The organism is Pseudomonas sp. B329 (assembly GCF_023127835.1).
GTDB classification, from domain to species: Bacteria; Pseudomonadota; Gammaproteobacteria; order Pseudomonadales; family Pseudomonadaceae; genus Aquipseudomonas; species Aquipseudomonas synxantha_A.
Map to the genome: position 1 here is coordinate 4,510 of NZ_SPKP01000032.1, position 22,848 is coordinate 27,357.

22 protein-coding genes and 1 pseudogene are annotated in these 22,848 nt (G+C 52.2%); 7 read left to right on the forward strand and 16 right to left on the reverse strand.

Translation table 11 applies throughout. The annotated features are described in order from the left end of the window. Both E4P00_RS17775 and E4P00_RS17780 read right to left on the reverse strand, forming a co-directional pair. Positions 1-471 (reverse strand): TolC family protein (locus tag E4P00_RS17775; RefSeq protein ID WP_248132304.1); only part of this gene is annotated, 471 nt, incomplete at its 3' end. A gap of 573 nt (positions 472-1,044) precedes the next feature. Continuing rightward, positions 1,045-1,290, reverse strand: coding sequence for a hypothetical protein (locus tag E4P00_RS17780; protein ID WP_248132306.1), 246 nt, complete (start codon positions 1,288-1,290; stop codon positions 1,045-1,047). Positions 1,291-1,664: 374 nt separating this feature from the next. Here E4P00_RS17780 and E4P00_RS17785 point away from each other — a divergent pair, with 374 nt between their 5' ends. Next, positions 1,665-2,708: a hypothetical protein gene (locus E4P00_RS17785; protein WP_248132308.1), complete on the forward strand. Its 1,044-nt coding sequence runs from the start codon at positions 1,665-1,667 to the stop codon at positions 2,706-2,708. Between the two features lie 77 nt (positions 2,709-2,785). Here the strand turns inward: E4P00_RS17785 and E4P00_RS17790 are convergent, their stop codons facing one another. Beyond that, positions 2,786-3,277, reverse strand: coding sequence for an RES domain-containing protein (locus E4P00_RS17790; RefSeq protein ID WP_248132310.1), 492 nt, complete (start codon positions 3,275-3,277; stop codon positions 2,786-2,788). After that, entirely contained in the window at positions 3,277-3,750 is a 474-nt protein-coding gene (locus E4P00_RS17795; RefSeq protein ID WP_122732534.1) for an antitoxin Xre/MbcA/ParS toxin-binding domain-containing protein, read from the reverse strand. Before E4P00_RS17795 ends, E4P00_RS17790 begins: the two co-directional genes overlap by 1 nt. A 396-nt stretch (positions 3,751-4,146) precedes the next feature. Between E4P00_RS17795 and E4P00_RS17800 the strand changes: the two genes are divergently transcribed. From E4P00_RS17800 to E4P00_RS17815, 4 genes are all read left to right on the forward strand, one after another. Next, positions 4,147-5,094 carry a TIGR03756 family integrating conjugative element protein gene (locus tag E4P00_RS17800; RefSeq protein ID WP_248132313.1) on the forward strand — a complete coding sequence of 316 codons (948 nt, stop codon included), beginning with the start codon at positions 4,147-4,149 and terminating at the stop codon, positions 5,092-5,094. Between the two features lie 83 nt (positions 5,095-5,177). Further along, positions 5,178-6,515 carry an integrating conjugative element protein gene (locus E4P00_RS17805; RefSeq protein WP_248132365.1) on the forward strand — a complete coding sequence of 446 codons (1,338 nt, stop codon included), beginning with the start codon at positions 5,178-5,180 and terminating at the stop codon, positions 6,513-6,515. Next, positions 6,512-6,856: a hypothetical protein gene (locus E4P00_RS17810; RefSeq protein WP_248132315.1), complete on the forward strand. Its 345-nt coding sequence runs from the start codon at positions 6,512-6,514 to the stop codon at positions 6,854-6,856. The genes E4P00_RS17805 and E4P00_RS17810 overlap by 4 nt, the downstream gene beginning before the upstream one ends. A gap of 1 nt (position 6,857) precedes the next feature. Next, entirely contained in the window at positions 6,858-8,360 is a 1,503-nt protein-coding gene (locus E4P00_RS17815) for a conjugal transfer protein TraG N-terminal domain-containing protein (RefSeq protein WP_248132316.1), read from the forward strand. Positions 8,361-8,396: 36 nt separating this feature from the next. On the opposite strand, the gene E4P00_RS17820 is transcribed toward E4P00_RS17815, so the two are convergent. After that, positions 8,397-8,735 (reverse strand): DUF3742 family protein, encoded by a 339-nt coding sequence (locus tag E4P00_RS17820; RefSeq protein WP_248132318.1) that lies wholly within the window; start codon positions 8,733-8,735, stop codon positions 8,397-8,399. Positions 8,736-9,197: 462 nt separating this feature from the next. Between E4P00_RS17820 and E4P00_RS17825 the strand changes: the two genes are divergently transcribed. Beyond that, a complete protein-coding gene (locus E4P00_RS17825; RefSeq protein WP_248132320.1) occupies positions 9,198-10,742 on the forward strand; it encodes a hypothetical protein in 1,545 nt (514 codons plus the stop codon). 1,002 nt (positions 10,743-11,744) lie between these two features. On the opposite strand, the gene E4P00_RS17830 is transcribed toward E4P00_RS17825, so the two are convergent. The 5 genes and pseudogenes from E4P00_RS17830 to E4P00_RS17850 all read right to left on the reverse strand — a co-directional run bounded on the left by E4P00_RS17830 (position 11,745) and on the right by E4P00_RS17850 (position 17,154). Then, positions 11,745-11,957: a hypothetical protein gene (locus E4P00_RS17830; protein ID WP_122564447.1), complete on the reverse strand. Its 213-nt coding sequence runs from the start codon at positions 11,955-11,957 to the stop codon at positions 11,745-11,747. A 321-nt stretch (positions 11,958-12,278) separates the two neighbouring features. Continuing rightward, the gene (locus E4P00_RS17835; protein WP_248132323.1) at positions 12,279-12,581 is read right to left on the reverse strand and encodes a hypothetical protein; all 303 of its coding nucleotides are present in this window, start codon (positions 12,579-12,581) and stop codon (positions 12,279-12,281) included. Positions 12,582-12,721: 140 nt separating this feature from the next. Continuing rightward, positions 12,722-12,814 (reverse strand): annotated as a pseudogene (locus tag E4P00_RS17840) (NlpC/P60 family protein); the annotation flags it as partial. Positions 12,815-13,462: 648 nt separating this feature from the next. Continuing rightward, entirely contained in the window at positions 13,463-13,615 is a 153-nt protein-coding gene (locus E4P00_RS17845) for a hypothetical protein (protein WP_248132325.1), read from the reverse strand. 185 nt (positions 13,616-13,800) lie between these two features. After that, positions 13,801-17,154: a P-loop NTPase fold protein gene (locus tag E4P00_RS17850; RefSeq protein ID WP_248132327.1), complete on the reverse strand. Its 3,354-nt coding sequence runs from the start codon at positions 17,152-17,154 to the stop codon at positions 13,801-13,803. 292 nt (positions 17,155-17,446) lie between these two features. Between E4P00_RS17850 and E4P00_RS17855 the strand changes: the two genes are divergently transcribed. After that, positions 17,447-17,674 (forward strand): hypothetical protein, encoded by a 228-nt coding sequence (locus E4P00_RS17855; RefSeq protein ID WP_248132329.1) that lies wholly within the window; start codon positions 17,447-17,449, stop codon positions 17,672-17,674. 232 nt (positions 17,675-17,906) lie between these two features. Here E4P00_RS17855 and E4P00_RS17860 read toward each other — a convergent pair whose 3' ends face one another. The 6 genes from E4P00_RS17860 to E4P00_RS17885 form a co-directional block, all read right to left on the reverse strand. After that, entirely contained in the window at positions 17,907-18,290 is a 384-nt protein-coding gene (locus E4P00_RS17860) for a hypothetical protein (protein ID WP_248132332.1), read from the reverse strand. Continuing rightward, entirely contained in the window at positions 18,287-19,696 is a 1,410-nt protein-coding gene (locus E4P00_RS17865) for a PAAR domain-containing protein (RefSeq protein ID WP_248132334.1), read from the reverse strand. Before E4P00_RS17865 ends, E4P00_RS17860 begins: the two co-directional genes overlap by 4 nt. Before the next feature lie 105 nt (positions 19,697-19,801). Continuing rightward, positions 19,802-20,290, reverse strand: a complete 489-nt coding sequence (locus tag E4P00_RS17870) for a hypothetical protein (protein ID WP_248132336.1) — start codon at positions 20,288-20,290, stop codon at positions 19,802-19,804. 772 nt (positions 20,291-21,062) lie between these two features. Continuing rightward, positions 21,063-21,827 (reverse strand): polymorphic toxin type 44 domain-containing protein, encoded by a 765-nt coding sequence (locus tag E4P00_RS29025; RefSeq protein WP_348984612.1) that lies wholly within the window; start codon positions 21,825-21,827, stop codon positions 21,063-21,065. After that, positions 21,824-22,099, reverse strand: a complete 276-nt coding sequence (locus tag E4P00_RS17880) for a hypothetical protein (protein ID WP_248132338.1) — start codon at positions 22,097-22,099, stop codon at positions 21,824-21,826. Before E4P00_RS17880 ends, E4P00_RS29025 begins: the two co-directional genes overlap by 4 nt. A 304-nt stretch (positions 22,100-22,403) precedes the next feature. Then, the coding region (locus E4P00_RS17885) for a tyrosine-type recombinase/integrase (protein WP_248132340.1) at positions 22,404-22,848 on the reverse strand (445 nt) is incomplete at its 5' end.

Consider the following 22,848-nt stretch of genomic DNA (forward strand, 5'->3'; position numbering starts at 1 on the left):
TGCCTTGGAAGCCGCTAATGTGTCCAATGCGCGCAGCGTTTCAAAATAGGCTTGCGCGGCACCAAGGACCAGCGCCTGCTCCTTGGCAGATAATTCCAACGCTGCTTGTGCCGTACTCGCCTGCGCAGCTTCGAGTTGAAACCAGCGATCAAGGCGAAACAACGGCTGATTCAGATTGGCTTGAAAGACTGACTGGCTACGCGTTCGCGTCAAACTCGGCTCATCACGCTGCAAACGAACCGACTCGACCGACCCACCCGCGCTGAGCGTCGGTAACAACCCGGCCCTGGCCTGTGGAACCGCTTCGCGAAGAGCCTGATACTCATGACGGGCAGCTGAAAGTTTGGCGTCGTTGATGACCGCTTGCTGATAAACGTTCAGGAGATTTGCACGGTCAGACTCGGCCGTAGCATTAGCGCTAACGCTTACACACGCCCCAAAAAAATAGCCTACCGCTTTTGTATAAAACATACGCCTCCTGCGAGCCTGCCCGTTTCCTCTAATGAGCCATCGCCTGGATTCTTCTCGGTTTACTGCGCATCAACCGAGTAGCCCTAGGACTGCCCGATTTTTGCCCTCTCGAAAGACAACGTATGTAGGAAAATTCCTAAAAAATAAAAAATAGATATGATTGACTTGATTTTTTGCAGGAAGAAGGTTTTTTTACACAGCACCCAAACCAGCAACCAATCGGCTCATCGCCCCACCTTTTTTTACTAGATTACGTAAGCCATTGTTGAAAAATTAGATGAATCTGCTGAGTATGCGCACAAACGCAGGGGTGGTGTGCCAACGGCCAGCTCCTGTATCAGCGGCACCGGTATCAACGCCCTGCATGATCTCTGCCGATAACTGCTGGGCAGTAGATGTCGACGTACTGCGGCAGGCATCCGATGCAACCGGTCATAGCGCTGCGTATCGTGAAACGAAATCCGATGCTTAGCTTGCCTAAACTGTGGATCACGTAAAATAGAGCTCTGCAGGTCCGTAATTTGTCCTCCCCCTAGTACTCGACAAATTGAAGGCAGGAGAGTATTTGAAACTTCAACTACCTAGTGGTCTACCCAAATCCACAATACGCTGTACCTCTGCGGCTGCCAGATCTTCAGTGAGCTGGCAATGCTCCTCCACAGTCACTGCTTTGATCGCATAGAAAGCTTGTATATGACCTAATGCCAACCATCCTTTTTCGTTGACTTGCTCAACTGACCCAGCCTCCCGTATGCGGTGGATCACATCTTCGCAAACACGGCGGGCCGTACGTTGATGTTCTTCGGTGTAAATGTGCATTGCCTAGATCTCCTTTCCCCTAGAGCTTTACCCATTTGCGTCAGTGTTCACAGGCAGATTTCACCACAGTCCTCTGGTGAAACACTCAGGCAGCGCTATGATCTCCGACTATACATATGTGTCCATACCGCATAATTGTCACTATTTGAAAACAGCTTTCGGATAGTCTGAAATTCTAGGCGAGCCTTCACCAGATACGCTCGCTTGACGTTTACTTTCCTGCTTTGCGCTATGGGTTGCTAAATATGTCAAACACTCGCGACGATTTTTCGAGCCGAACCAAGAGCGATTTGGCATTGCGGGCTAGCTATTTATGCTCCAACTGCAAATGCTCGACGGTCGGGCCGAGCGACGAGGCTTCAAATGCGGTGACAATGATTGGAGTGGCTGCCCATATCGCCGCCGCTTCGGCAGGGCCCGGTGCACGTCGTTACAATCCCAACATGACATCGTCAGAACGCTCTCATATTGATAACGGGATTTGGTTGTGCGGAACGTGCAGTATCCTTATTGATCGAGATGAACAGCGCTACCCCGTTGAGCATCTCTTAGCCCTTAAAAAACAGCACGAGGCATCTCGACGCATCCACGGATGCGGCGGTACAGATGCAGAGAACATCATTGCGATTGGCCCATACCTCCTAGCCTTAGGCTCAGTTGTACGGGTTGGAGTTAAAGGATCTCAGGTTAGAATTTCGCATTTTTTGCAGGGTACCATTCGTGACTTGTGGTCCTTGACCCAAGACTTTAAGAGATGGCCACAAGAGCGTCGTTACATCCTCCTTAATGAGCTCGGTTACGGAGGTATGTTGGCTGAAGCTCCTATTATTGAGCGGGCCAGCCAAGGATACGAGATCGATTTTATCCTTGAGGATGAGGTCAATCGCTGGGACGCAAGCAAGATTAAAACAACGTGTGCCCACACGCTAAAAGAGCTCAGGGGGGTAGATGCAATCGGTCAGATCTGTGAGTCCACTTTAGGCTTAGCACGCGGGACGTGGTTCACAAACCTTAGCCAAGGCAGTGATATTGCAGATATGTATTGGCGATATCTCGGGTCACCCTGGTTCAGCGGCCTTGTCATGATCGAAATGTTCCGTCTCTCTTCCACTCCGTCGAAGCCACGCAAGGGCTCTAAAGCAATGACGCCAATGGCTTGTATCAATCGCGTGAACCAGGTCGGTATCCCGTCATTCGAGCTCATCAATTGTCACTTACCAATTTCTGTAGATATCGAGCTAGAGGGTATTGGTAACTGGAAAGGGATGTTGTCGGTTTTCATTCCAAATGTGGATGAACTGAACGCAGAGAGAGGGAAGGCCGAAAAAAGGAACAGTCACATAGAGGCCATTGCAAACAGGTATGCCGCCCCTTCTGAATTAACTGATGAAAAACTCAGAGACCTGCTCAAAGGATAAAATGAAACTCGTGAAAATTTGAGGGCGTAGTCAAGCCAGAGGGACGTTATGAATGCCCCTCTACTAGCAATAAGGAATCAGGGTGGATTCAGCCTGGTATCGAGTGCAAATCGCTCTTGACTGACAAACTCGAACAAATCCTCAGCCGCTGTTGGATTCATCAACACATTCCAGCTGTGTCGAGAAACTGCAGATGGAATCAAGACAAATGGATGCTGCGCTAACAGGCTGTCACCAAACTGCTGCTGACCACGCCCCGGTGAGCCCGGGAACAACCAATAGGCGTTAGGAACTGAATCTGGCATGACGTGGTGGACGAGCCGTACGTCCTTCACTCGGGCGCACGTCAATACGTGTGGAATCGTGTCCAACGCCTGGAAGCCCTTATGCACGGCAACCTCAAGGATCGCGGTCGACGGATCCGCTGAGCAATACACCGCTTTATACCCTTTAGAATTCCACCGGCCGCCGGCCATTTCAGCACCAATGCCGGACGACCAGGTGGACGCATGCTTTTCCTGATCCAACCGCCACAAATACAGCTCTCCGTTCCCTGGCACACAGATCATCAGGAATACACCCCATACTCCATGCGGGTCAGAAAGTCCTCAACCAACTCAAATCCCATCTGAGTCGTCAGAAGATCGAGAGGCGTACGCCCTTCAAGCCCCATGGCAGGCGAGGTCATCCAATTGAGTGCCTGTTGACGATCCCCCAGCACTTCTTCCGCCTTGCTTAATACACTAGCCAGACGCCAAGTACTGTTGGTCTGCTCAGCTGTCAGCGGCTCAGGTTTTTTTATCCGCCGTTGCACTGTTCGATCTGATAGCCCGAGCACCTTCGAAAACACGTGGTGGTCCCGTAGCTGGCTATAAGATTGGACAAACGCAATCACCAGCTCCGACGGGAACCCCTTCTCCATCATCGAATGCAGCTCAAACGCACTGGTGACCTTGAGTTTCTTACCCTCTCCAAACAACAGCTGTAGCGGCCTCGCGGGGTCGTAAGCTGTTACTTGCAAGGTTTTGCTTGCAGCAATCATGATCGCACTCCTCTGCCATATGGCTAAAATATAACGCCACATGGCAAAAAAAGCCAATCCCTCCGACGACGGTTGCTTTCCTCAACGCTCACTCACGAACTCATGGGCTGAACGACAAGCATCCCACGGCTGAAAACACCCGAATGAGTAATACGAGGAATGACGAACCAGTTTTCGTAATGCTGTTGAAGGTCGAGACGTAGAGGATCCGGATAATTCTTCACTGGATTCGGCGATGAGACTCAAGAGCGCATTTAGGCCCGCTTACCTTGCGGGGCTGGTCAGGACTAATACCTATAACGCGTGGTCCACCATCATCGGTGACAGCTACAGCTCCGTCGCACTCAAGCTAGCACGACCTTCGTCGGCGGCTGAGCTCTCCTACAAAGCTCAACCATGAGCTTGACCAACAGGCAGCGTCGCATTCGGCGCATAGCGATAGCCATTGCCTCCCTGACCCAGTGCGCCCATAGCTTCGCATTAGATACCGCCACCATCATCCCTTCTGTCGCCTCACCCAGCTGTCTTGAATACCAGGTCGTCGGCGCCTGTTATTGGCTTCGCTGTACTAACTTTGGATGCAAGGTCAAAACCTCTGCGAAGGTTCGCCACTATGTCCCCGACGCAGTGGTCTCCAGCTACTCCTCAACAGGAGAGAACCCTTGGAGCGAAGTCCGGTCATTGAGCGGACCCATTTCGCACGCCAAGGGCGGCGGCAGCGGTACCACCAACGATCAACACGAAAACAACTTGTCGATCTTTAAAAACGTCGACGTCATTGGTCACCCAGGTATCGCAGCGTTTAACGCATTCGCCAGCGGTTCGGGGTACACCTGCTCCGGTGCCGGCATTCCCTATGTGCCGAATATGCTTAGCACGCTGGATTACATAGGGTGGCGCCATGGCATCCCCGAAAACATCTACCCACAATCGCTCATACCTGGCCTGCGTGAGGTCGGCAGCAGGTTGTCCTTAAATCTCTGGGGAAACATCTACCCGCGCAGCGGCTTCCTGCACCAAGTTGACGACTACAAAGCCTCGGCCGTTATGGCCCAACGCGCAGGAGACATTGTCACGCGTCCCGGCCAGGTCCACGTCTATCAACCTCTCCTGGTTGCCCCTAGCCCCGGCTATTGGCCTGCCGGTGAACTGCGCGAGTCGGACCCCACGACCGGAAAGTGGCAACAGCTCAAACCACGACTGACGAATGCCTGCTCCTCCTTCCCCGATCCGGGTCCGCACACCCAAGCCATCGACGGTGCGTATGCATGGTCACTCTGGCGCCCCTACACCTGTTGCAAGCGGGAGGGACAAACCTTCCTCGGCAGTACAGGCCCTCATTAACAATTTCCACACGGAGCTCCACCATGACTCGGACGTCACCTTTCGCACTCTCTTTCAGCGGCGCCTGGATGCTCTTAACAGTCATGCTGAGCAACCTGTCTTCCGTTACCGCGGCACCAGGTTTCAGTAATGCCGGCAGCGTCATTGGGGATGACGTCCTGTACAGCATCGGTGGAGGAAATGCCGTCTCTATGGGGCGCGCCGGCAACATGCAAAGCATCGGGGTTGGAGTTGGCTGGAACAGCAACCTGATGTGCGGAAACATGGACCTGTCGACCACGCTGCATAATCAGCTCAACGGCCTGACGGGTGGCTTTCAGGGCATCATGAGTAGCGTGATCCAAAATGCTACCGGCGCCGTTGCCTCACTCCCAGCGTTGATCATTCAACGTGCAGATCCTGGTTTATACAACCTGCTCACTAACGGCATTCTTCAAGCGCGCTTGGACTTCGACCGTTCAAAGGCAAGCTGTCGTTCAATCGCCGAGCGTATGGTCAACATTGCAGGTAATCACAGTGGCTGGGGCTCTCTCGCTGAAGGCCAAGCTCTCAAAGAAGCCATAGGGCAAAACAGGGATGCCGTAGCTGTTACCGCTCAAGCCGAATCCGACAACGGAAACACCGGGGTACCTTGGGTAGGCGGGAACAAAGCAGGAGGCCGAGGACAAACGCCTATCCGCGTGGTCAGCGAAGTAACAAAAGCTGGTTACAACCTGCTGAATAATCGGCCTGCAACCGACATATCCGCCATCGGCCCTAACGACTGCAACAGCGGAATGCTCTGCGGTACCTGGCGCTCCCCTGACGAGGCAGCAAAATTCGCTAACCGTGTGTTGGGAGAGATACAGCAACAAACCTGTGAGACGTGTACCAAAAGCACCACGACTGCCGGCGTGGGCCTGACCCCACTCATTCAGGAAGAGTACGAGCAGAAGCTCGAAACGCTTCAGGAGCTCATATCGGGTTCCAAACCACCAAACACCGAAAATTTGAATTTGGCGGGTAGTAGTTCGATGCCCATCACCCGTGGGGTCATCACAGCGCTACGCGACGAACCTGATCAAGAGATCCTGGCACAACGCCTGGCCTCGGAAATCGCAGTCACAAGCGTGCTGGAGAAGGCGCTGCTCCTACAGCGCGCCCTCCTCGCCGGCAACAAAGAACCCAATGTGGCAGCCAACGAAATGGCTACAGCCGCGGTGAACGCTGAACGTTTATCTCTTCAGCAAGAAATCACCAATCTGAAAACCGAGCTAGAACTGCGCAGATCCCTAACCAGTAACTCCCCTGCGGCGATCATCGCTCGCCACAAAGAGCGCAAAGACAACTCCCGGATGATCTACGAAGGCGATCCAGAAACCAACCGTCTTGAGCAGGCGGAAAAAGACGTCTCTGCTAGCGGTCGGAGATCAGTCCCATGATCAAAAACCATTGGTTCCGTCTCTTCAGTATGAAGGTTTGGGCACCTATCACCATGGCCTGCCTAGTCATTCTGGTCGCGTTCATTTTCAATGTGCTAGGCATTCACGTCATGAAGGGGTTACCCGCATGGCAAGAATGGAGAGCGCTTACCTACTGGCATTTTTTTGCGTGGCGAGTAGCGCTCTATTGCATCATCTTATGGGGTTGGATGCTGTACAGAGATCGGCTGTTTCAAGGCGAACGAGCCTCCACATCGAGTGTGCGCAGAGTTGAAATCGCAGTCTTTTTGTCGCTACTGCTGATTGAGCTAATTCGTGCCCAGCTGCGGCAGGGATCATGAGATGACGCTCTATACGAACGACTACCTTGAGTACTACCTGACTCTCGTAGGCTGGCTTGTCAGTAACGGCATCTGGGACGTCCTGCTGGACTCCGGAATGTTCGCCCTCCCCTTATTCGCGATTCTCCTCCAAGAATGGCTCAGGGCACGAGGCGAAGGTGCGGATGAAGGCAACAAAGGCTTGCTAGCAAGCACTCGAATCGAAAGCCGTCTTTGGTTGGCCACCGCTGTGATCATGTTCGCAGGCATCCCCTTCATTCATCTCGATCTCAGTACGCTGAGGTTCGATGAAAGCCGGTCCGAGCAGTGTCAGTACCAAGTCCCTGCTCCAGTTGACACTGGCTGGGGACGATCCTTCACTTCGCTAAATAATCAGAGCGCTCAAGTGCCTGTCTGGTGGTTCTTCGTGCACTCCGTATCCAAGGCCATAACCGGCGCAGCGGTTGCGGCCATTCCGTGTGGGACCGACCTCAGGCAGATGCGTATGAAGGTGTACAACACGCGTCTGCATGATCCGGTGCTAGCCCAGGAGGTCGCTGACTTCACCAACGACTGCTACGGCTCCGCCCGGGCAAAGCTCTTCATGAATCGTCCTAACCTCACCGACGAGTTGACCAACGATATCAATTGGATTGGTTCCAAGTACTTTTCCAATCAAATGGGTTACTACGATACCTATCAATCAAAGACACCACGCACGGAGTGGCCTTACGACCCGATAAGAGATATGGGACTCGCCCAAGTAAGGAATGGTGGTGGATACCCGACCTGTAGCCAGTGGTGGGGAGATAGCGATCGAGGCCTTCGTGCTCGACTGCTCAGCCAGGTCGACAGCAGTCTGTTGGAGCACTTTGTTCGCTGGGCCAGCTTCATGTCTCAAGATGAGGTCAATGACGCGATCATTAGGCAGGTGGTTTCGCCGAGCAGTCAAAGGATGACTCAGGGCAAGGTGTACACCGACTACGGTGGCCAGGTAGGAGGCTCGCTGTTCAATGATATGAGCCGAGTGACAGGCACGGTTGGATTAACGGTAGGAACCCTGGCGTACTTTCCAGCGATGGACGTTGTACGCCAAGCCCTACCAATGGTGCTTGCTGCTCTCAAAATGGCACTGGTGATCTGCATCCCACTGGTGCTGATGTTCAGCACCTATGACTTGAAGACGACCATCACCGTTTCCGTCGTGCAATTCGCCATCATTTTCGTCGATTTCTGGCTGCAGATTGCGCGCTGGATAGATACCACGATCCTAGATGCGTTGTACGGAGCCAGCTCCCCTCACTCCAGCCTAAATCCGCTGATGGGTATGAACAATACACAGGCAGATATGCTGTTGAATTATGTAATGGCTGCACTGTTTATAATCCTTCCCGCCTTCTGGATGACTACTCTCGCGTTAGCAGGTGTCAAGGCAGGTGCTACTCTGCAAGGTATGTCAGATGGGACAAATGGGGCGCAACAGCAAGGTGGCAAAGGTAAAGACGCAATCAAGAAAATCACCTAAAACCTTTCGGAGAGTATGTAGCAGCCCTTTTGACCCTTAGTCGAATTTAGAATCGTGGGAGTTTTTAGGCGAGTGGTGGTCAGGAAACAGCTTCTCGCTCTGAAATCCAGCAACAGGATCCTCGTCACTATCATCGAATCTTAAAAAAGCCAAAAGTCCAAAGAAGCCCACAAAAACAAGCGTCACCCAGAACGCAACGTAAAGCAGCACTCCTGCCGATAATACCTTTAGGACTCTAACTACCCAAATCACTACGATTGCCGGCATTCCCCTCCCCTTCAACCAGCGGGCGAATGCAGCATCTAGCCGTGAGTAAATTTTATAAACGTTCGCCAAGCGGCTACCAAATAGCTGAGTAAATTCCTTTTTTCTCATCTCGTATTTATCCTGTTCTACCATGTGCGAAACTTACTTAAGCGCCCAATGGAATGGGCGCCGACAGGTTTGCACATCCCAAGCAAGAGTGACTGCAGGAAAATTCCTTATTTTCAGCGGTATTTTCGGAAATGAACGTTTTGAGCGATAGTGATCGAACGAAACAACTCAGAAAATTTTCCAGTCCGGCTGAGCGTCCAACGCCCGATCAAAACTCAGTCGTCATTGGAAGGCTACCATTACTGAGCAGCCGGACTGATCGATAACGCTAAAGCCAATCCGTAACATCGGAACCACATTCGGAGACTACCTCCGGCCAAAAGCAGCCGTTAGATGTGAATAGGCACACTTGGACGATTCACTCACCCGCCGGCACTGAATAACTGTTGCTGGTTAAGGGATATCAATAGAACGGTGGATATGGAATTATTGGTCGCTCCAAATATATAAGGAAGTATGCTGGTGTCTACTACCAAGGACCTCATTTCCCTGCATCTGGATAAGGCTGCGGCGCAACTGCGTGCCGAGGCGCTTGAGCAAAACCGGGCCCTCCACCTGGAATTGCAAGAGCTCAAGTCATCCAGCGCTCTTCTGCTCCACGAAGTCCAGAGCCAGATCGGCAATGCCGAGGCTAAGATCTCTGAGCGGGCCATTGAGAAGACACTGTCGATTCTTCATCACATCAAGCAGTGGATTCTTGCGATAGGAACCTTCATCACGCTGGCATTGGCCGTGGGAGCATTCTTTGGCTACAAGAACCTTGCCGACAGTTTGACGAACACCTTCACGAACAAGGTTGATCGGTGGTTGCGCTTCGAGGACGGTGATAGCGATGAAAGCAAGGCGCTTGATGCAATGCGCACCCAAGCGCTGCTGGACGCCTACATGGTGCGTTTCGCTCGTGAGCGTGTAGACGGGCGCAATGGTTCATTGTCTCTGACGGAAGCTGAGCGGCAGCGTCTATTCGCGATCCTCCAGGATCCCTCATCAGATGTTGGGCAGTTCTCCGACGCGTTGACCATCATTACCCGTAGTCGTGGACTGTTCGCGCCGGCTTGGATGGAGGATCCAACCGGTAAAGCCCTTGCCCAACTGGTGAACGACTCGTCTTTGAGCCAGCACAAGCGAGTGTTGCTGCTGGAGCGGCTGAAATTCGACCGTGCTTTCCTACCGTTCTCGCGCACCCTCATCGCTGACGCAGATAACGTTTGGTCTATGAAAATGCTGGCATTCGATAACCTCAAACTGTTCGAAGATCCTATGGCCTTGGAGTTCGCTCGAGCCAATGTAGGCAAGGTGGACCGTTACTATCGTTCCCAGCTGGCGCTCTATATCGCGCAGGAGACAGGGTCTTATGTGGCGGTGAACGAATATGCACAGTTCCTGCGCCAGACAAAGCCAGAGCTGTGGCAGTCCGATCTTTTGGGACTGGTGGCAGGCCTGGGTGGAATTTTGCCAAATACTGGTGAGTTGCCGCTGGAGGATATCAGCGCCCTTATCGCTGATAATGTGCTGTTGGGGGCAGGCATTCGCCTAGCTGATCTGTTAGGTTCCAGACGCTTGGCGCTTGAGTTGGATGGCGGTTACGCAGCGCTGGTTGAGCCCGGCCGCTGGCTCAGTGAGCCACGCGTGATTGGTGCGATTATCCGACATCGGCCACTTTCACCTGATTGGTTGGCCAGAGTGGTTTCGTTCTTTCAGGTCAATGACCAAGGTTATGAACTGGCGACGCTGCAATTAACGCTTCGGGACAAGGACCGCCTGTTGACGCAAAAGGGTGCCGTCGGCGCCAGCGACGTGCGTGGCCAGGTGTGGTTAAGGGTTGAAACCGTTCCAGGGGGGAATCAGCTTAGCGCGACCTGGCGCGACGCGAGCACAGGGCTGATATCAGCAAGCGTGATCGAGTCACCACAGGATTTGCCAAAGAGCCTTTTCCAACTGTCGTTTGATCCTCAGTTGTTAAAAAGCCTGACCTATCAAGTGCGCGTTTATGAAGACTACATGTGATTAGAAGAGGCAATCAGCCTTGCAGGACCTAGGGGAACCGGTCCCTACTCACTGGAGCGAGAGGTCATATCGGATTTTTCCGAGGCCGTAAGCTTAAAGGCTTGAAATATCTAAGGCGGCGAGGTTCGACTCCGTCAGCGTCAATCGACGTGGTCCTTACCTCTACTAATTTTATAATCTGAGACTCACTCAGCGTGTCATCTCTGCCCTCATACACAAAGCCCCATTCTATAAGATATAGAATGGGGCTTTGTGTATGCCGAGTTCAGCGTTCCAACATTGGAGGTCAGCGTGTCAGAACCCATCCTTAGCTTCGAATGCCCTCGGCCACAAAAAGCGGGGTGACTTGATTGAGTCCTACCGCCTGGAAGTGGCCGACACCCGAGATGGCACGACTGTAGAGATCTCAGTCTCGACGAGGCATCTTATTTCCGCTCGCAGCATGGAGAGGATCCTCCTAAATAGAAAAATGTTCTACTCCGTCACGCAGCTTAAGCACACCAGGATACTGAGCGAAATGTTTGATCAGCAGCAGCTTGAAGCAACCCTAGACTAGCCCGGCCCAACGAGTCCCTCATGCCCGCCAGATTCAAAAATTTGTGCACGCAGGTTTTGGTTTGAGGGTAGGGACCAAGATGTTGAGCCTATACGATTGGTACATACTTTCCAATTTCCAGTGCAACGAAACGCTACAGCCCGTTAGCGCAAAAGCTCAAATTGATCGGATATTTCCCCAGGCCGATTCTTACCTCACAACGTAATAATCCCGGCCAACAAATGATTCCCTGGCCCCAGAGCCCCAGTGCCAGTGAGTGCGAGGAAAATACGCAGCCCTCCAAATACCAGCCATATGCATGCCAAGACTCTCAGTATCCATCCTACGATTCGCATTGATGCTCCCTTCCCCTATTTCGCAGCCGCGACGATTGCCCCGCCCATACTGCCACTGCCCAGCTTTTGAGGACCGGGCTTGAGGTACATCTGAGCGACTTTTTCCAAAGATTAGCTGCGCTCGTACTCATCGGCAGTCATGAAGCCGAGATAAGAGCAGTTCATTACAGTAGCAGTGTTCGATACCGTCGCGTTGCGTTTGGCCTCTGCGATCACCCGTTTGGTGATTTTTTGCTCTGGCAACCAGTGATACGCATTGGCATAAACTGCCTGTCCATCGCGAACGTCAAAAAAGGTGAATACGTAGTAATGCTGTCGGTGCATGACCAATCCTGCTTGATCCTGGAGCGCGGAAATCGCGCCTATCCTACGGCCTTAGCCCCACAGTTGCGGGGCTTAGGAATTACCGGGAATTTCCCGCCAATTAGTATTTTTCGAGGCTTCGCTTTGCTGAGCTGACGCAATCGCCGTATCCGCTAGCGTCCTCGCTGTCAGCGTAAACTTCATCGCAGATCTGCTTCGCTTGCTGCGTCGAGGATGCTGTATGTGCCGGTGGATTGCAGGCTGGAGTATTCGCCACAATTATGGCGGCGATAATCAAACCCAAAGCTATCAGCGTATGACGGAGCTCCATGCTTTGCTTTCCTACTTATTTTTACGACCTGAGCGTGCAGCACTCCAAAGTTCTATTTGTTCCCCGCACGCTTCAAACTCACTCGCCAAGTGCTTCTTATCGTCTGGGATTACGACGAAGCTGCCTTTTTTGAACTGCTGCATTTGATGGGTAATGCTCATTTGCTGAGCGTTAGCCTGACTGATCTTTGCTTTGCTGATGACGTCGAGCAGTTCAGCCGGAACAGATGCTGGAGTTGTGTAAAGCTCATCGCGGTAGGGTGTGCCTGTCAGGGCTTCAAATTCCTCAATTGCTTCAAGATAGATGCTATTCATAGAGCCTTCTTCGTTCTTGAGGACGCGAGAGCCGCATCCCTACACTGCCAAAGCCCGCAACTCGGCAGGCTTGTAGATATTGCGACTTTTCCTGCTTAATTTGATGGTTTGGGCAATGGGTTTGAATCATCACCCGCACGGGATGAGTGGATGAAGTTACCGTCTCCCAAATAAATTCCCTCATATCGTTTCCCGGAGGTGTTTAAAAATAGAAGATCACCCGGCTTCAATTTCAGACCTCCCATTTCAATAGCGATGAGCTGATCATCTGTGAGCCTCACCGGGGATGAATTGCTTAGTAGCTGCGCGGCCCATTTCCTGAGTTCTCTTGGCGCCTCTTGCTCGCCTTCTTTTTTAGGGAGTAACAACGAGACAGCTAAATTCACGTAATCGCGTTTGATTTGCTGGTCTTGCAAGCTTTGCTGCACCCAAAATCCCGCCAGCGCAAGCACAACTGGAATCGCCAGGATCGACACGATCTGAGACACCACCAACATGCGAGCAAGCGCTTGGTCGAGACCAGTGCTGTTATTTTGGGTCATTACGTCAGGTTTCCTAGTTTAAGTGACCTTCACATTCAAACGTGTACCGCGTGAGAATCGACGTTCCCACCGCTTCAATTCTTTTATTGATATCGGAACGAGCCACACGCTCACACTCATCACGACCTCGAATATCGAGATACAGCGGCCCGAAGGACCTACAATCGAAAAGTGTTGTACATTCGTATATGGTCAACGTGGTGCGGAGGTTCTTCGTCTTTTCATCAAAAACCAATTGCCTCTGGTAATTATCGAAAACGACAACGCCCCCTACCACTACCGTTAGTACCCCAACAGCAAACGCTGTACGCTTAACGATCCGAAATTTTCTTTCCCTAGTCACAGTTCGCATGATCCTTTCTTTACGTCATTTATCGCAGGCACGAATGCGCGGCTTTTTTCCGTGGCGACTGCTGCGGCGTACTGTTCGTCCTGCTTCACCAGGTTTACCAGCTCCTGGAGTTGTGCCCGCATGTTCTCGTAGATGGCCATCGTCTTTTCCTATGCGTCCGCAATTTCGGCTCGCATGATGGCTATCTTCGGTGTTAGTCGCTTACGAATTCCATCAATCAATTCGGTTATCTGCTTACATTCTTCTTTCGTAAAACGCCAGAATGGTGCACCACGCAAATCGGTGAATGCCTTAAAATCTATGCGTTGGCGGCGAACTCAATTTTTCATTCTTTGCCGAAAAAGGCTCTTGCCATTTTCTGCATGCGCCCCTTGTTCCCATGCTGCTCGGACAGGTAGGTGTAGATATTTGGGAGGCGCTCCTTGAGCTTTGTTACCTGGGAAGCGTACGTGTCTTTATGTTCATTAGAAATTTTCCATTCAGCGAATTGAGACGCTCTTGAATCTATAAAACTCGCTGCGGATCTTGTGCCCTCAGGGTCACTGTTCATCTGCAGTAGTATCTGAAGAAGGCGTTCCTCCTCTTCAGGTGTTCTAGGAGTGATGTTCGGTAACAGCTCGCCGTATTCGCCCAATATAAGGATTGAGGCCTCCACAGAGACCTTGAGATCGTATACAAATGGCCGAAGCATGGTGCCAATGATGGCGCGAGTGTCTCCTTCAAAGAGGTTGAGCAGTAGCTTTGAATTCTGAATGCTCGTGGAGGACGGTTTGGCGAACGTGGCTTGTTTGACTGCAGCTGTAAGCCAGGCCGACACGGCTTGGTGAGCTGAGGTCTCACCAGAAAAATCGATTTTGTTGTCAATCATGTATCTCAATGCAGTTCGCTCATTGGTGCTGGCAGCTTCAATGAGGTTCATCCATCCAGGAGCATCAATACCTGCCCCAAAGCTCCGATCAAGTATGGCGGCTCGCAACTCCAGCAACTTGGCGTTGGACCCCTCAAGGGCGTGGCTCAAGAACCGCGTATCGATATCTGAGAGCGCCGGTACTTTCTCGGATGCCAAGTTGAACGAGGTGAACCATTCAAGGAACTCATTATCCGTTAGGTCGTAGCCACTTAGCCTATCCGCAAGGGTCGAATACGACTCATAGACGTGGCCAGAGGCAACGTTTCCGATGGCTCCAACCTTAATCAGCCTAGACAGAATCGGTGCCACTAGGTGTGCAGACTCATCTTCAATCGTCAGTCTGAAGAGGTTTTCAGAGATGATCGCTGCCCGAACCAACGCGTACAGATATTCCTGCTCGGCTTCAAAAGCCTCCTTGATGCCTGGAATCTCGCTGAGCGGTACTCCCGTATTCAGCCTCATGTACATGACTGCAATTGAGACTTTGATGCGGTTGGATTTCACGTTAGGTAGATGCTGCAGAATCAGCTGCGGCATCGCGCTGGAAAGCTTCCCGAACAGGGCTGCTGCGAACCAGACCCTATGTTCAGCAGGGTTCAAATCAATTGCCGTCGTAACTGCCGCGGTAGGCTCAACACCTATGAAATAAGGCCTAGGGGTAGTGGTCAGCCTTATTTGGCCAAAATAGGCTGTGAAACATGGCAGCCAATCGCTTTCATCGAGTGGAACTCGATTTAAGGTTGCATGCTCAGTCGCTGCGAGTTCCAGGACCGCGTCCCTCAAACCATTGTCGTTGAGGCTAATTTTACTCGTATCAATCTTTTTGAGATCTGGATCGGGCATTACCATATGGAACAACAGTTCAGCGCCACCCATGGTCAAGGGTTCAAATGGGGCGCTTACAGAATCCAGGTAGCTGTCGTACTTGGAAATGGTCTCTGTATAGCCTTCAACAGACTCTGGATCATAGGCCTCTTCCATCATTTCTTCGAACGCAGTTTTGGAAGTCGCCAGTGCCTTCTCGAAGATGTCTGCGCGCAGGCCTAACCCAATCAGTCCCTTGATGGAATCAAAGTAACCGGGATCTGTGCTTACCGTTTCCAGCTGATCCCCATTTCCAAATTTCGCACTCACGTGAGGGAGCAGGTCATCAATGCTGCACCCTTCCATTTGAGACGCTTGATGGAGGGTTTTCAGAAGACTGACCGGGGAAACCGGTGTCTCCAAGCGGCGAACAAAAGAGTCCTTAAATCCAAAGTAAGGAACGAGTGCGGCGAGCCTTTTGCCGTCTTGGGAGTCGATAGCATCTTCAAGTGGCTGGTCGATAAGTTCCGCGATGGCGATATCCGAAGATGTCTGGAAATGGATCTGCAGGATCTGGATGGGCCAGCCCGTCTTCATGTCCTCTCCCAGGAGTGCCTTCAGGGAGCGCTTGGTTTTATCGATGTTTAGCGCCACGGTTTGGGCGGCTTCATCTTCAGCTTCTGTGGTGCTCTCAGTGCTCTTATCGACCGTCGGAGCATCTGGGTCTCTCAGCATCGCCTCGATGGCCACGCCATTATATTTGCAGATTGCCAGGTAGGCAGCGATGCAGACTACGCTTGGTCTATCTGCAGTGACCAGCAGTGTGGTTGCGATGTCGTTGATGAATCTTTTCTGTAGGCGAGGAGTTACCAACCCGCCAGCCATGGGGCTATGACGCTGGAGAATTACGCTGCACGCATCAGCATCCAACAAGTTGGATGCACCAAAACTCTCACTCCAAAGTTTCCTGAATGCATCTTTCCAGCCGGATGTGATGATCGGCGGGGTACGAAACACCACAGGGAACTTCTTGGCGATGAAGTCCTTCGAGTCGTAGCTTTGCTCGTTTTCTCCATTGAGATATTTGGACACCTTTGTGGAACAGAACGGCACTATGACACTGAGATTTTCCTCGCCTGTGACGGACGTGAAAATTTCTAGATCGCTCCATACCGCTCGCAGGACATCCCTTGGCAGCCTGTCCAAGTTATCGATCACAATGATGATGTGGTAATCCTTCACTGCATGCAGCTGCTTCCGCAGCGCCTGCTTCAAGTCGAGAGGGCTCACCTCTTTGCTGACTTCGATAGTTTCAGTGATTCGATCATCTGAACTGCCTTTGAGCAGACTGGCCAAGTTCCAGCGTTTCTTCGGATCCTCTTCTCTTCGGCTGGCGAGATACGCGAACAGAAGAATAATGCCAGGCGCTGTGCACGCCAGCACATAAAGAGCATGGAGCCATAGGCCTAGAGAATCGCTGGCATGAAGGCGAATTAGATAGTCACGAATAAAGGTCGGCGTAAGCACACCGCTTGCGATCAGTAGCACTGCCCAGATACTGATATGACTGCGGGTGTCCTTCGTGTAGCTGTAGTGCCGACCTAAGGCGATGTCGCGGCTAGTTTCGACCTCCGCGATTTGCTTTTCTCGCCCCAATGCCTTGAGCAGTTCCGTGACCTGCTCGGTCAATTGTTGGATAAAATTGCTTTTGATCGAGCCTTGATAATTCTGCTCGCAGTCAAAGAGCCATAGCTTCGCTTTCGACTTCTCCGTATCGATCTTCTTTTCGAGCATCTGGAGGATCGAACTCTTCCCTGAACCGAATTCACCGTCCAATCCAATCACCCGGTGATTGGTTTTAGGCTTTAGATAATCATGCATCGCTTGAGCCACGCGGTCGTGACTCTCGCCCTTGAAAACATCGACATCGGACGGGCTTTCACTTTGGAAGTTTAGGTTGTTCATCAGTCCCTTGCACCTCTGCCGGCCGGCACCAAATGGCCAATTGCCGCCAGCATACGACTTTGACGGTAATTTGCACCAGAGTAGTCATATGCATGGCGCGCCAGGATTTCACGGCAATCGTGCCGGATCTGGAGAAAGTTGGCAGAGGATTTCCTTTAGCTTACAGGCACGTCCTTTGCTGTATTCAAGGTAAAGGACAAAGCTAAAGGCTATCCGGCAATAGAATGTCCCATCTGTGAGCGTGTTCGTAAGGTGCTTGTCACTCACATGGTGGACGCCTTAGACAACGCCCGTGGACGCTATCGACCTGCCGCCATTGATTCGCCGTGCTGTCGATCAGCACCGGGCGCGCATCGAGCGTGCCCAGGACCTGGCACAACTCGCCATGGCCCAAGAGCGCGCCGAAGGCTTTGTCGAAGGCGTGGACGCAGCGCGTGCGTTGACCCCGGCCACCGTCGAAACGTTGTCGATCACCCTGGACGACGCTGTAACGGCACGTCGTGAGATACTGGAGGCATGAATGCTTCCGCTGTAACGGGGGAGTATCGGTAAAGTGCTTACTGCCCATTAAGGCTGTTTTGGGGTGAGTCAGTAAGCACTTTACCAATACCCCTCTGAGCCCCCCGGTTCAGTACTTCACTTTGTACGTCGGTGAATCCTCCGGCCGCTGGCATGGATGCGCTCGGCCGCGGCCGGGTGCAGCGGTAAAGACGATGGCCATCTACGAAGAAATGCGGGCAATCTGACATAGGCTATTTGAAGATGCCGGATTTCCCGAGAAGGACAAGTACTGCCAAGGCGACGAACAGCCCGATAGCCACCCACTGAAGTACGGCCAGCTTGCGCCTGAGAGGGTGAGGAAAGGCGCTTATATCTTTGGCACTGATCCCTCCGCGCTTCAGGTAGAAACTGGAGAATGTGACGAAGCCAGAAATCCCGCCGATTAGCATCAACCGGCCCCACGGACCGCCATTTCTAAGCGCGGCCAGTGTCATAACGGAAGGGCTGTTTTTGAGGTGCTCCAACATCTGATCCATGTGCATGTGGCTAACTCGCAGCGCGACTCCAACCCAGACGAACATGCAGACAATCACCACACCGCACAGGACTCCCACAATTAACTCGGCAGTGTTCATTTCGTCATCTCATACAGCACTTCGCCTGCCATTTCACCGCCACTTCCCCCGAGTGCGCCGCCTGCTACAGATGCGCCGCCGACCAACACAACGCCACAAGCCAAGGTAGCCGCGCCACCGGTTGGCACACCCAGCGCCACACACAGCGTGCCAACGAGCGGGGAAGTAAAGAGTGCCCCGGTAAGTGCACCGCCGGCAACACCGCCGGCAAAACTTCCCGTCTCAGTGAACCGAACTTTCTGGCAAGCCTCGGTTTCACCCGCCGCGCAAACGTCCTGAACCTTCATGTAAGAGGCACCACCGCCGACGGCCGTGCCGAACCAGCCGCCATATTTGACGACTGTGGCGGCCTTGGCCACCCCGTCTAGGTGCGTTGCGTAGCCGGGGATCTGCCCAGGCGCACCGGCTTTCGTCCACCCGTGCACCAAGCTGCGACTGGAGATCCCGAGCGCGCTCTTCAAATTCGGGTGATCTGGAAAACCAATACCTTTGCGAATCAGCCCGGTCAAACCAGTGTTGAGCTGCGCGAGTAGGCGCTTGCGCTCGGCGAAGAATTCCGGTGAGCGCAGGTGCCCGTCCTTGAGAAAGGCGCTTTGATGCAGCGCCTCGATGTCACGCAGTGTGCCTTTCACTGCCTCCAGATTCCTGGCAAACATGGCTTCCCCCGCACCGATCGCGGTAGAACCCTGCGATAGGAATCCCTCAATCTCCGCGTGATGGCGTGTCATGAAATCGGCTTCGCTAGCGCTCAGTGGCTTGAGTGCCTCGTTAGTCTTGGCAGCAGCTTCCATCAGCACCGCTTCTTCACGGGTACACTGAAAGTTGTTCGGGTCACTGAGTACGATCATTGAGCCAGCTTTGACGTCACCCCGATTAGGGTTGAGCGCCCGAAACTTGTTCATCACCGTCGGGTTGGGCGTAGGGAACAGCGTGTTCTCCAGTGCTTCGTGGGTCATGGTTTTGGGCACAACATAGAAGCCTGGCTGCTGTGGCTCTGAACGGTCGAATACGGCTGGAGCTGGAGTGCTCGATGGTGAAAATGCAGACTGACGAGGCGCTGGCGAACCGCTGGTTAGCGTTGATGAGGCAGATTGAGCGACTTGCTTGGTCGCAAGCGGTGCCGCACTTTTGTTGCGATAGGTGGCCGTAAAAACCGAGGGGATCAGACGGGCTCTGCAGGGGCAATCACTGAAGCTATCCAGCGTGCCAGCCATAAGCCTGCCATGGCTCACCATGTGCGAAATGCCACCGACGATCCGATAAGTTTTCCCGTCCTTACCACAAGTAACCCGATCACCTGCGCAGGCATGTAGGACACCAAAAATGTTGATTCTGTTATCACCATCCAGAACTTTCCCACCGCAGGTGGTTAAGTCACCCAAGCCAATGAAGTATCCGTCACTCATAGATATGCTCTCCATTTCTTTCGTTCGAACCTAAGATGTTCCCGGCCACAGGTTGCGACTCCCAACTCTGAGCCGAGGGCGTGGCTAAACCGTCAAATAGCTTCCTCACTCAGCCTCGGCAATTGGCAGGAAGTCCTTTGCCATCGGCACACCTTGCCGGGCTATGAACAGGAGGCCACCTTGGGGGGTATTGATAATCACATCGCCATTACTGAGATGGCTGCCCACCAGGGCAACGTGACTATTACCTTCCCCCGAGGCAGTAACGATTTGCGCCATGCTGCCATCGTCATAGACGACGTAATCGCCCTTCTGCGCTGCGCGTACCTGCTGACCGTTATCCAGCGTGAATTCCATCGGCGCCGTCGCATGTTGAATCACCCCGCCGTTACGGGTTTGACTGCCCGCAGTTGCCACTCGGTAAATAGCGATCGGGGGATGAGCTTTAGCGTAAGAACGCTGTTGGTTAACAATAGCCAAAGCCTGTTCGTCAAAACTGGCAAGCTGCCGTTCCGTGAAGGGAGATTTGTCCAGATTACGAAGAAATTCTGGTGAAACTTGGTTGGTATACGCCAGGGGCAACGAGCCGTTCATTTGTATGATCCTGATCCATGGGGGCGGGTGTTGATAGCAGTCCACTACCCTGGAACATTGGATATCGAAGTCAAAGAGGAAATTTCCTACGAGAGCTCTCCTGGGGCCTAGACCAGCTCAACCTGGCGCAAGGGCGGCGCCGAGGGCTTTATCCTAGGCGTGGACGAACCTTTCACAGCCCGGCGCCAGGCGCTGGAGCAATGATTGTTTCAGGGGAAGATTGCTTTGCTGTAATGTGGGAGCATTGGAAAGCGTTCATTGCCCATTAACGTTGTGTGGGGTGAGTCCTTGAACGCTTTACTAATACATCTACGATTAAGAAAACAAAAAACACCGGCACTTGGCCGGTGTTTGTGTTGCATATAGCTAGGGAGTTGTAGCGTCAAGGTCGAAGCTCACCATCTGAACTTCTCCATTAGTTTTAAAGATCGAGATACTATGAAATTCATACACTGTGTTATTGGTCTTTAATTTTACCTTATCCTCTACGACCTCACGAACAGCATTAGAGCTTTTTGTCACAAGAAATGGGTAGCTATTTTTTGACTTTAAAAGAGCCGCTTCGTCGCTAGGCTGAATGTCCATGAGGAAGTACCGATAGACATCTGCCACAGTAGCCCCTCCGGTATCGTATAAGACTTCATAGATAGCCCCGCCTTCACCAACTTTCGTGACTGAAACGACTTTGCTAGGATCTGGTCTGGAAGGCGAGCTTATATAAATATACAACCCCTGCCCTAGACAAATGATCAAAAGCGCCCAAATTCCCCACTTAGTAACCCCTTGATTTGGCATAATCTATACCAGCCTTGATCCATACTTGGTCAACTGGATCATCGCCATAAGGTGTATCTCCCCAAAAGGTCCCGAAAGTATTTTCTGACGTACCAGCCCTCATTTGAGCTGCACCTGCGGCTCGCAACAGCACTTGCTCCGGAATACCGCCCGCCGTGCCCACTGCACCATAATGGAAATTACCAAAATTCTCGTACTGTGGTTGACCTTTTTTGTAGTCCCAGGGGCCGCCATTTCGGACCTTGCCATAAAACCAGGTATAAAAATGAGCAGAGCCGCGAGACGGGTAAAACTGATCATTTTTTAGCGTCTCCTGCATATTATTTTCTAAGGATACACCTGGTGGAGCACTCGGCAATTGGCCCCTGCGGACCTTCCTTCTGGCATCACTCAGCATTCGTTTCTGGATCTCATCCTTTTTACTTTTTAGAAGTGCAATTTCGTCCTTGAGAATTTTTGCCGCGTACGCCGATTGGTTGGCTTTATTCCAAACATTAATCGTGTCCCTGGGCGCCAATGAACGAAGTGCCCGATTGAATGTTTCAGCCAAATAATCGTCAATGGTTTTCGTAAAGAAGACCGCGCCATAAAAACTATCTGCTACCGAATCTAGCGCCTTTTGTTCTGACTCTTTAGCTAAAATTAGCGTTTCCGCCAGGGTAAACGAGTTACGATTTCTTTCTTCTAAAGAGTTACCTGTGGCGGGGGATGATGCTTTCGCAGCTATTAGTTCGTCTGTCACCTTTTTTTTTCTAGGTTGTTTTTTTTGATCAGATAGTTTTGCTCCTCGTTTTGAATTGCACTGCGTAAAATAGGCGGATAAGTCTTGGACAAGAAATTTCTCATGCCTGTATGGTCGAAACCAGCACTATGGCCCATCATAGGGCCGCCGTTGCTATAGCCACCATTACCACCCACGCCACCCATTGGGGAGTAGTTTGGCGTTCCTACCCCTGTAATTGTTATGGGTGTTGTAATTTCCATCCGTCCAATTGGTCCCATTGGTCCTGCCATGTGCGTATCTCCTTATTTAGTGTCGAATCCAAAACAATTATTGGACCGATTTACGCTCGCCAGTGCTTGATAGGGCTGGCTTCCGTGCGTTCACCTTTCTCCCAATAGGGAAAAAGCTGCACGAAATACTGTATAAATATACAGAATAAGCCGTCAAGTTCATTTATGCGTCAGTGCATAAAGGCGACGAATGGCAGGTTAACTGGATTTTAGACGTAATGATATAACCTTTCGGTAGTAGTCTGATTCTCAGGAAAAATGAGGGTTTGACCCCCTTGTGGTTGCCTCTCCGGCCGAACCTCCTTCAGTATTTTACTTTGTACGTTGGCGAATCCTCCGGGCGTTGGCCACGTCGGTCATACAGGCGTGTCGTGCTGATATTGGCGTGACCCAGCCAAACCTGGACCTTGGCGATATCGGCGTCATGCTCCAGGGCATTGGTCGCGGCCGTGGCCCGCAATCCGTGCACACCCAGCCCGTCGACGTGAATGCCCGCCGCTTTGTCCCACTGTGCAACCACCTTATAGATGCCATCGGCGCAAATGCCGGCGCCGGTGGTGCGGCCGCGGATCGAGCGGAACAGCGGACCATTGCCAGGTTCGCGCTTACTGTCGCGCTCCAGGTACTCATGTATCTTGTCAGCCGCGAACGGGTGCAGCGGTAAATAGCGGGTTTTGCCGCCCTTCCCTTTCACCTTCAGATGCTTGATCCCGCGCCGGTCCTGCAGGTCGCCCGTCATCAGCTGCGCT

Bases quoted from the DNA above. Each gene is read 5' to 3' on its own strand.
- E4P00_RS17780 (WP_248132306.1), bottom strand. From the start codon at position 1,290: ATGCACATTTACACCGAAGAACATCAACGTACGGCCCGCCGTGTTTGC.
- E4P00_RS17785 (WP_248132308.1), top strand. From the start codon at position 1,665: ATGATTGGAGTGGCTGCCCATATCGCCGCCGCTTCGGCAGGGCCCGGT.
- E4P00_RS17790 (WP_248132310.1), bottom strand. From the start codon at position 3,277: ATGATCTGTGTGCCAGGGAACGGAGAGCTGTATTTGTGGCGGTTGGAT.
- E4P00_RS17795 (WP_122732534.1), bottom strand. From the start codon at position 3,750: ATGATTGCTGCAAGCAAAACCTTGCAAGTAACAGCTTACGACCCCGCG.
- E4P00_RS17800 (WP_248132313.1), top strand. From the start codon at position 4,147: ATGAGCTTGACCAACAGGCAGCGTCGCATTCGGCGCATAGCGATAGCC.
- E4P00_RS17805 (WP_248132365.1), top strand. From the start codon at position 5,178: ATGCTGAGCAACCTGTCTTCCGTTACCGCGGCACCAGGTTTCAGTAAT.
- E4P00_RS17810 (WP_248132315.1), top strand. From the start codon at position 6,512: ATGATCAAAAACCATTGGTTCCGTCTCTTCAGTATGAAGGTTTGGGCA.
- E4P00_RS17815 (WP_248132316.1), top strand. From the start codon at position 6,858: ATGACGCTCTATACGAACGACTACCTTGAGTACTACCTGACTCTCGTA.
- E4P00_RS17820 (WP_248132318.1), bottom strand. From the start codon at position 8,735: ATGAGAAAAAAGGAATTTACTCAGCTATTTGGTAGCCGCTTGGCGAAC.
- E4P00_RS17830 (WP_122564447.1), bottom strand. From the start codon at position 11,957: ATGCACCGACAGCATTACTACGTATTCACCTTTTTTGACGTTCGCGAT.
- E4P00_RS17835 (WP_248132323.1), bottom strand. From the start codon at position 12,581: ATGAATAGCATCTATCTTGAAGCAATTGAGGAATTTGAAGCCCTGACA.
- E4P00_RS17845 (WP_248132325.1), bottom strand. From the start codon at position 13,615: ATGGCCATCTACGAGAACATGCGGGCACAACTCCAGGAGCTGGTAAAC.
- E4P00_RS17850 (WP_248132327.1), bottom strand. From the start codon at position 17,154: ATGAACAACCTAAACTTCCAAAGTGAAAGCCCGTCCGATGTCGATGTT.
- E4P00_RS17860 (WP_248132332.1), bottom strand. From the start codon at position 18,290: ATGAACACTGCCGAGTTAATTGTGGGAGTCCTGTGCGGTGTGGTGATT.
- E4P00_RS17865 (WP_248132334.1), bottom strand. From the start codon at position 19,696: ATGAGTGACGGATACTTCATTGGCTTGGGTGACTTAACCACCTGCGGT.
- E4P00_RS17870 (WP_248132336.1), bottom strand. From the start codon at position 20,290: ATGAACGGCTCGTTGCCCCTGGCGTATACCAACCAAGTTTCACCAGAA.
- E4P00_RS17880 (WP_248132338.1), bottom strand. From the start codon at position 22,099: ATGGCAGGACCAATGGGACCAATTGGACGGATGGAAATTACAACACCC.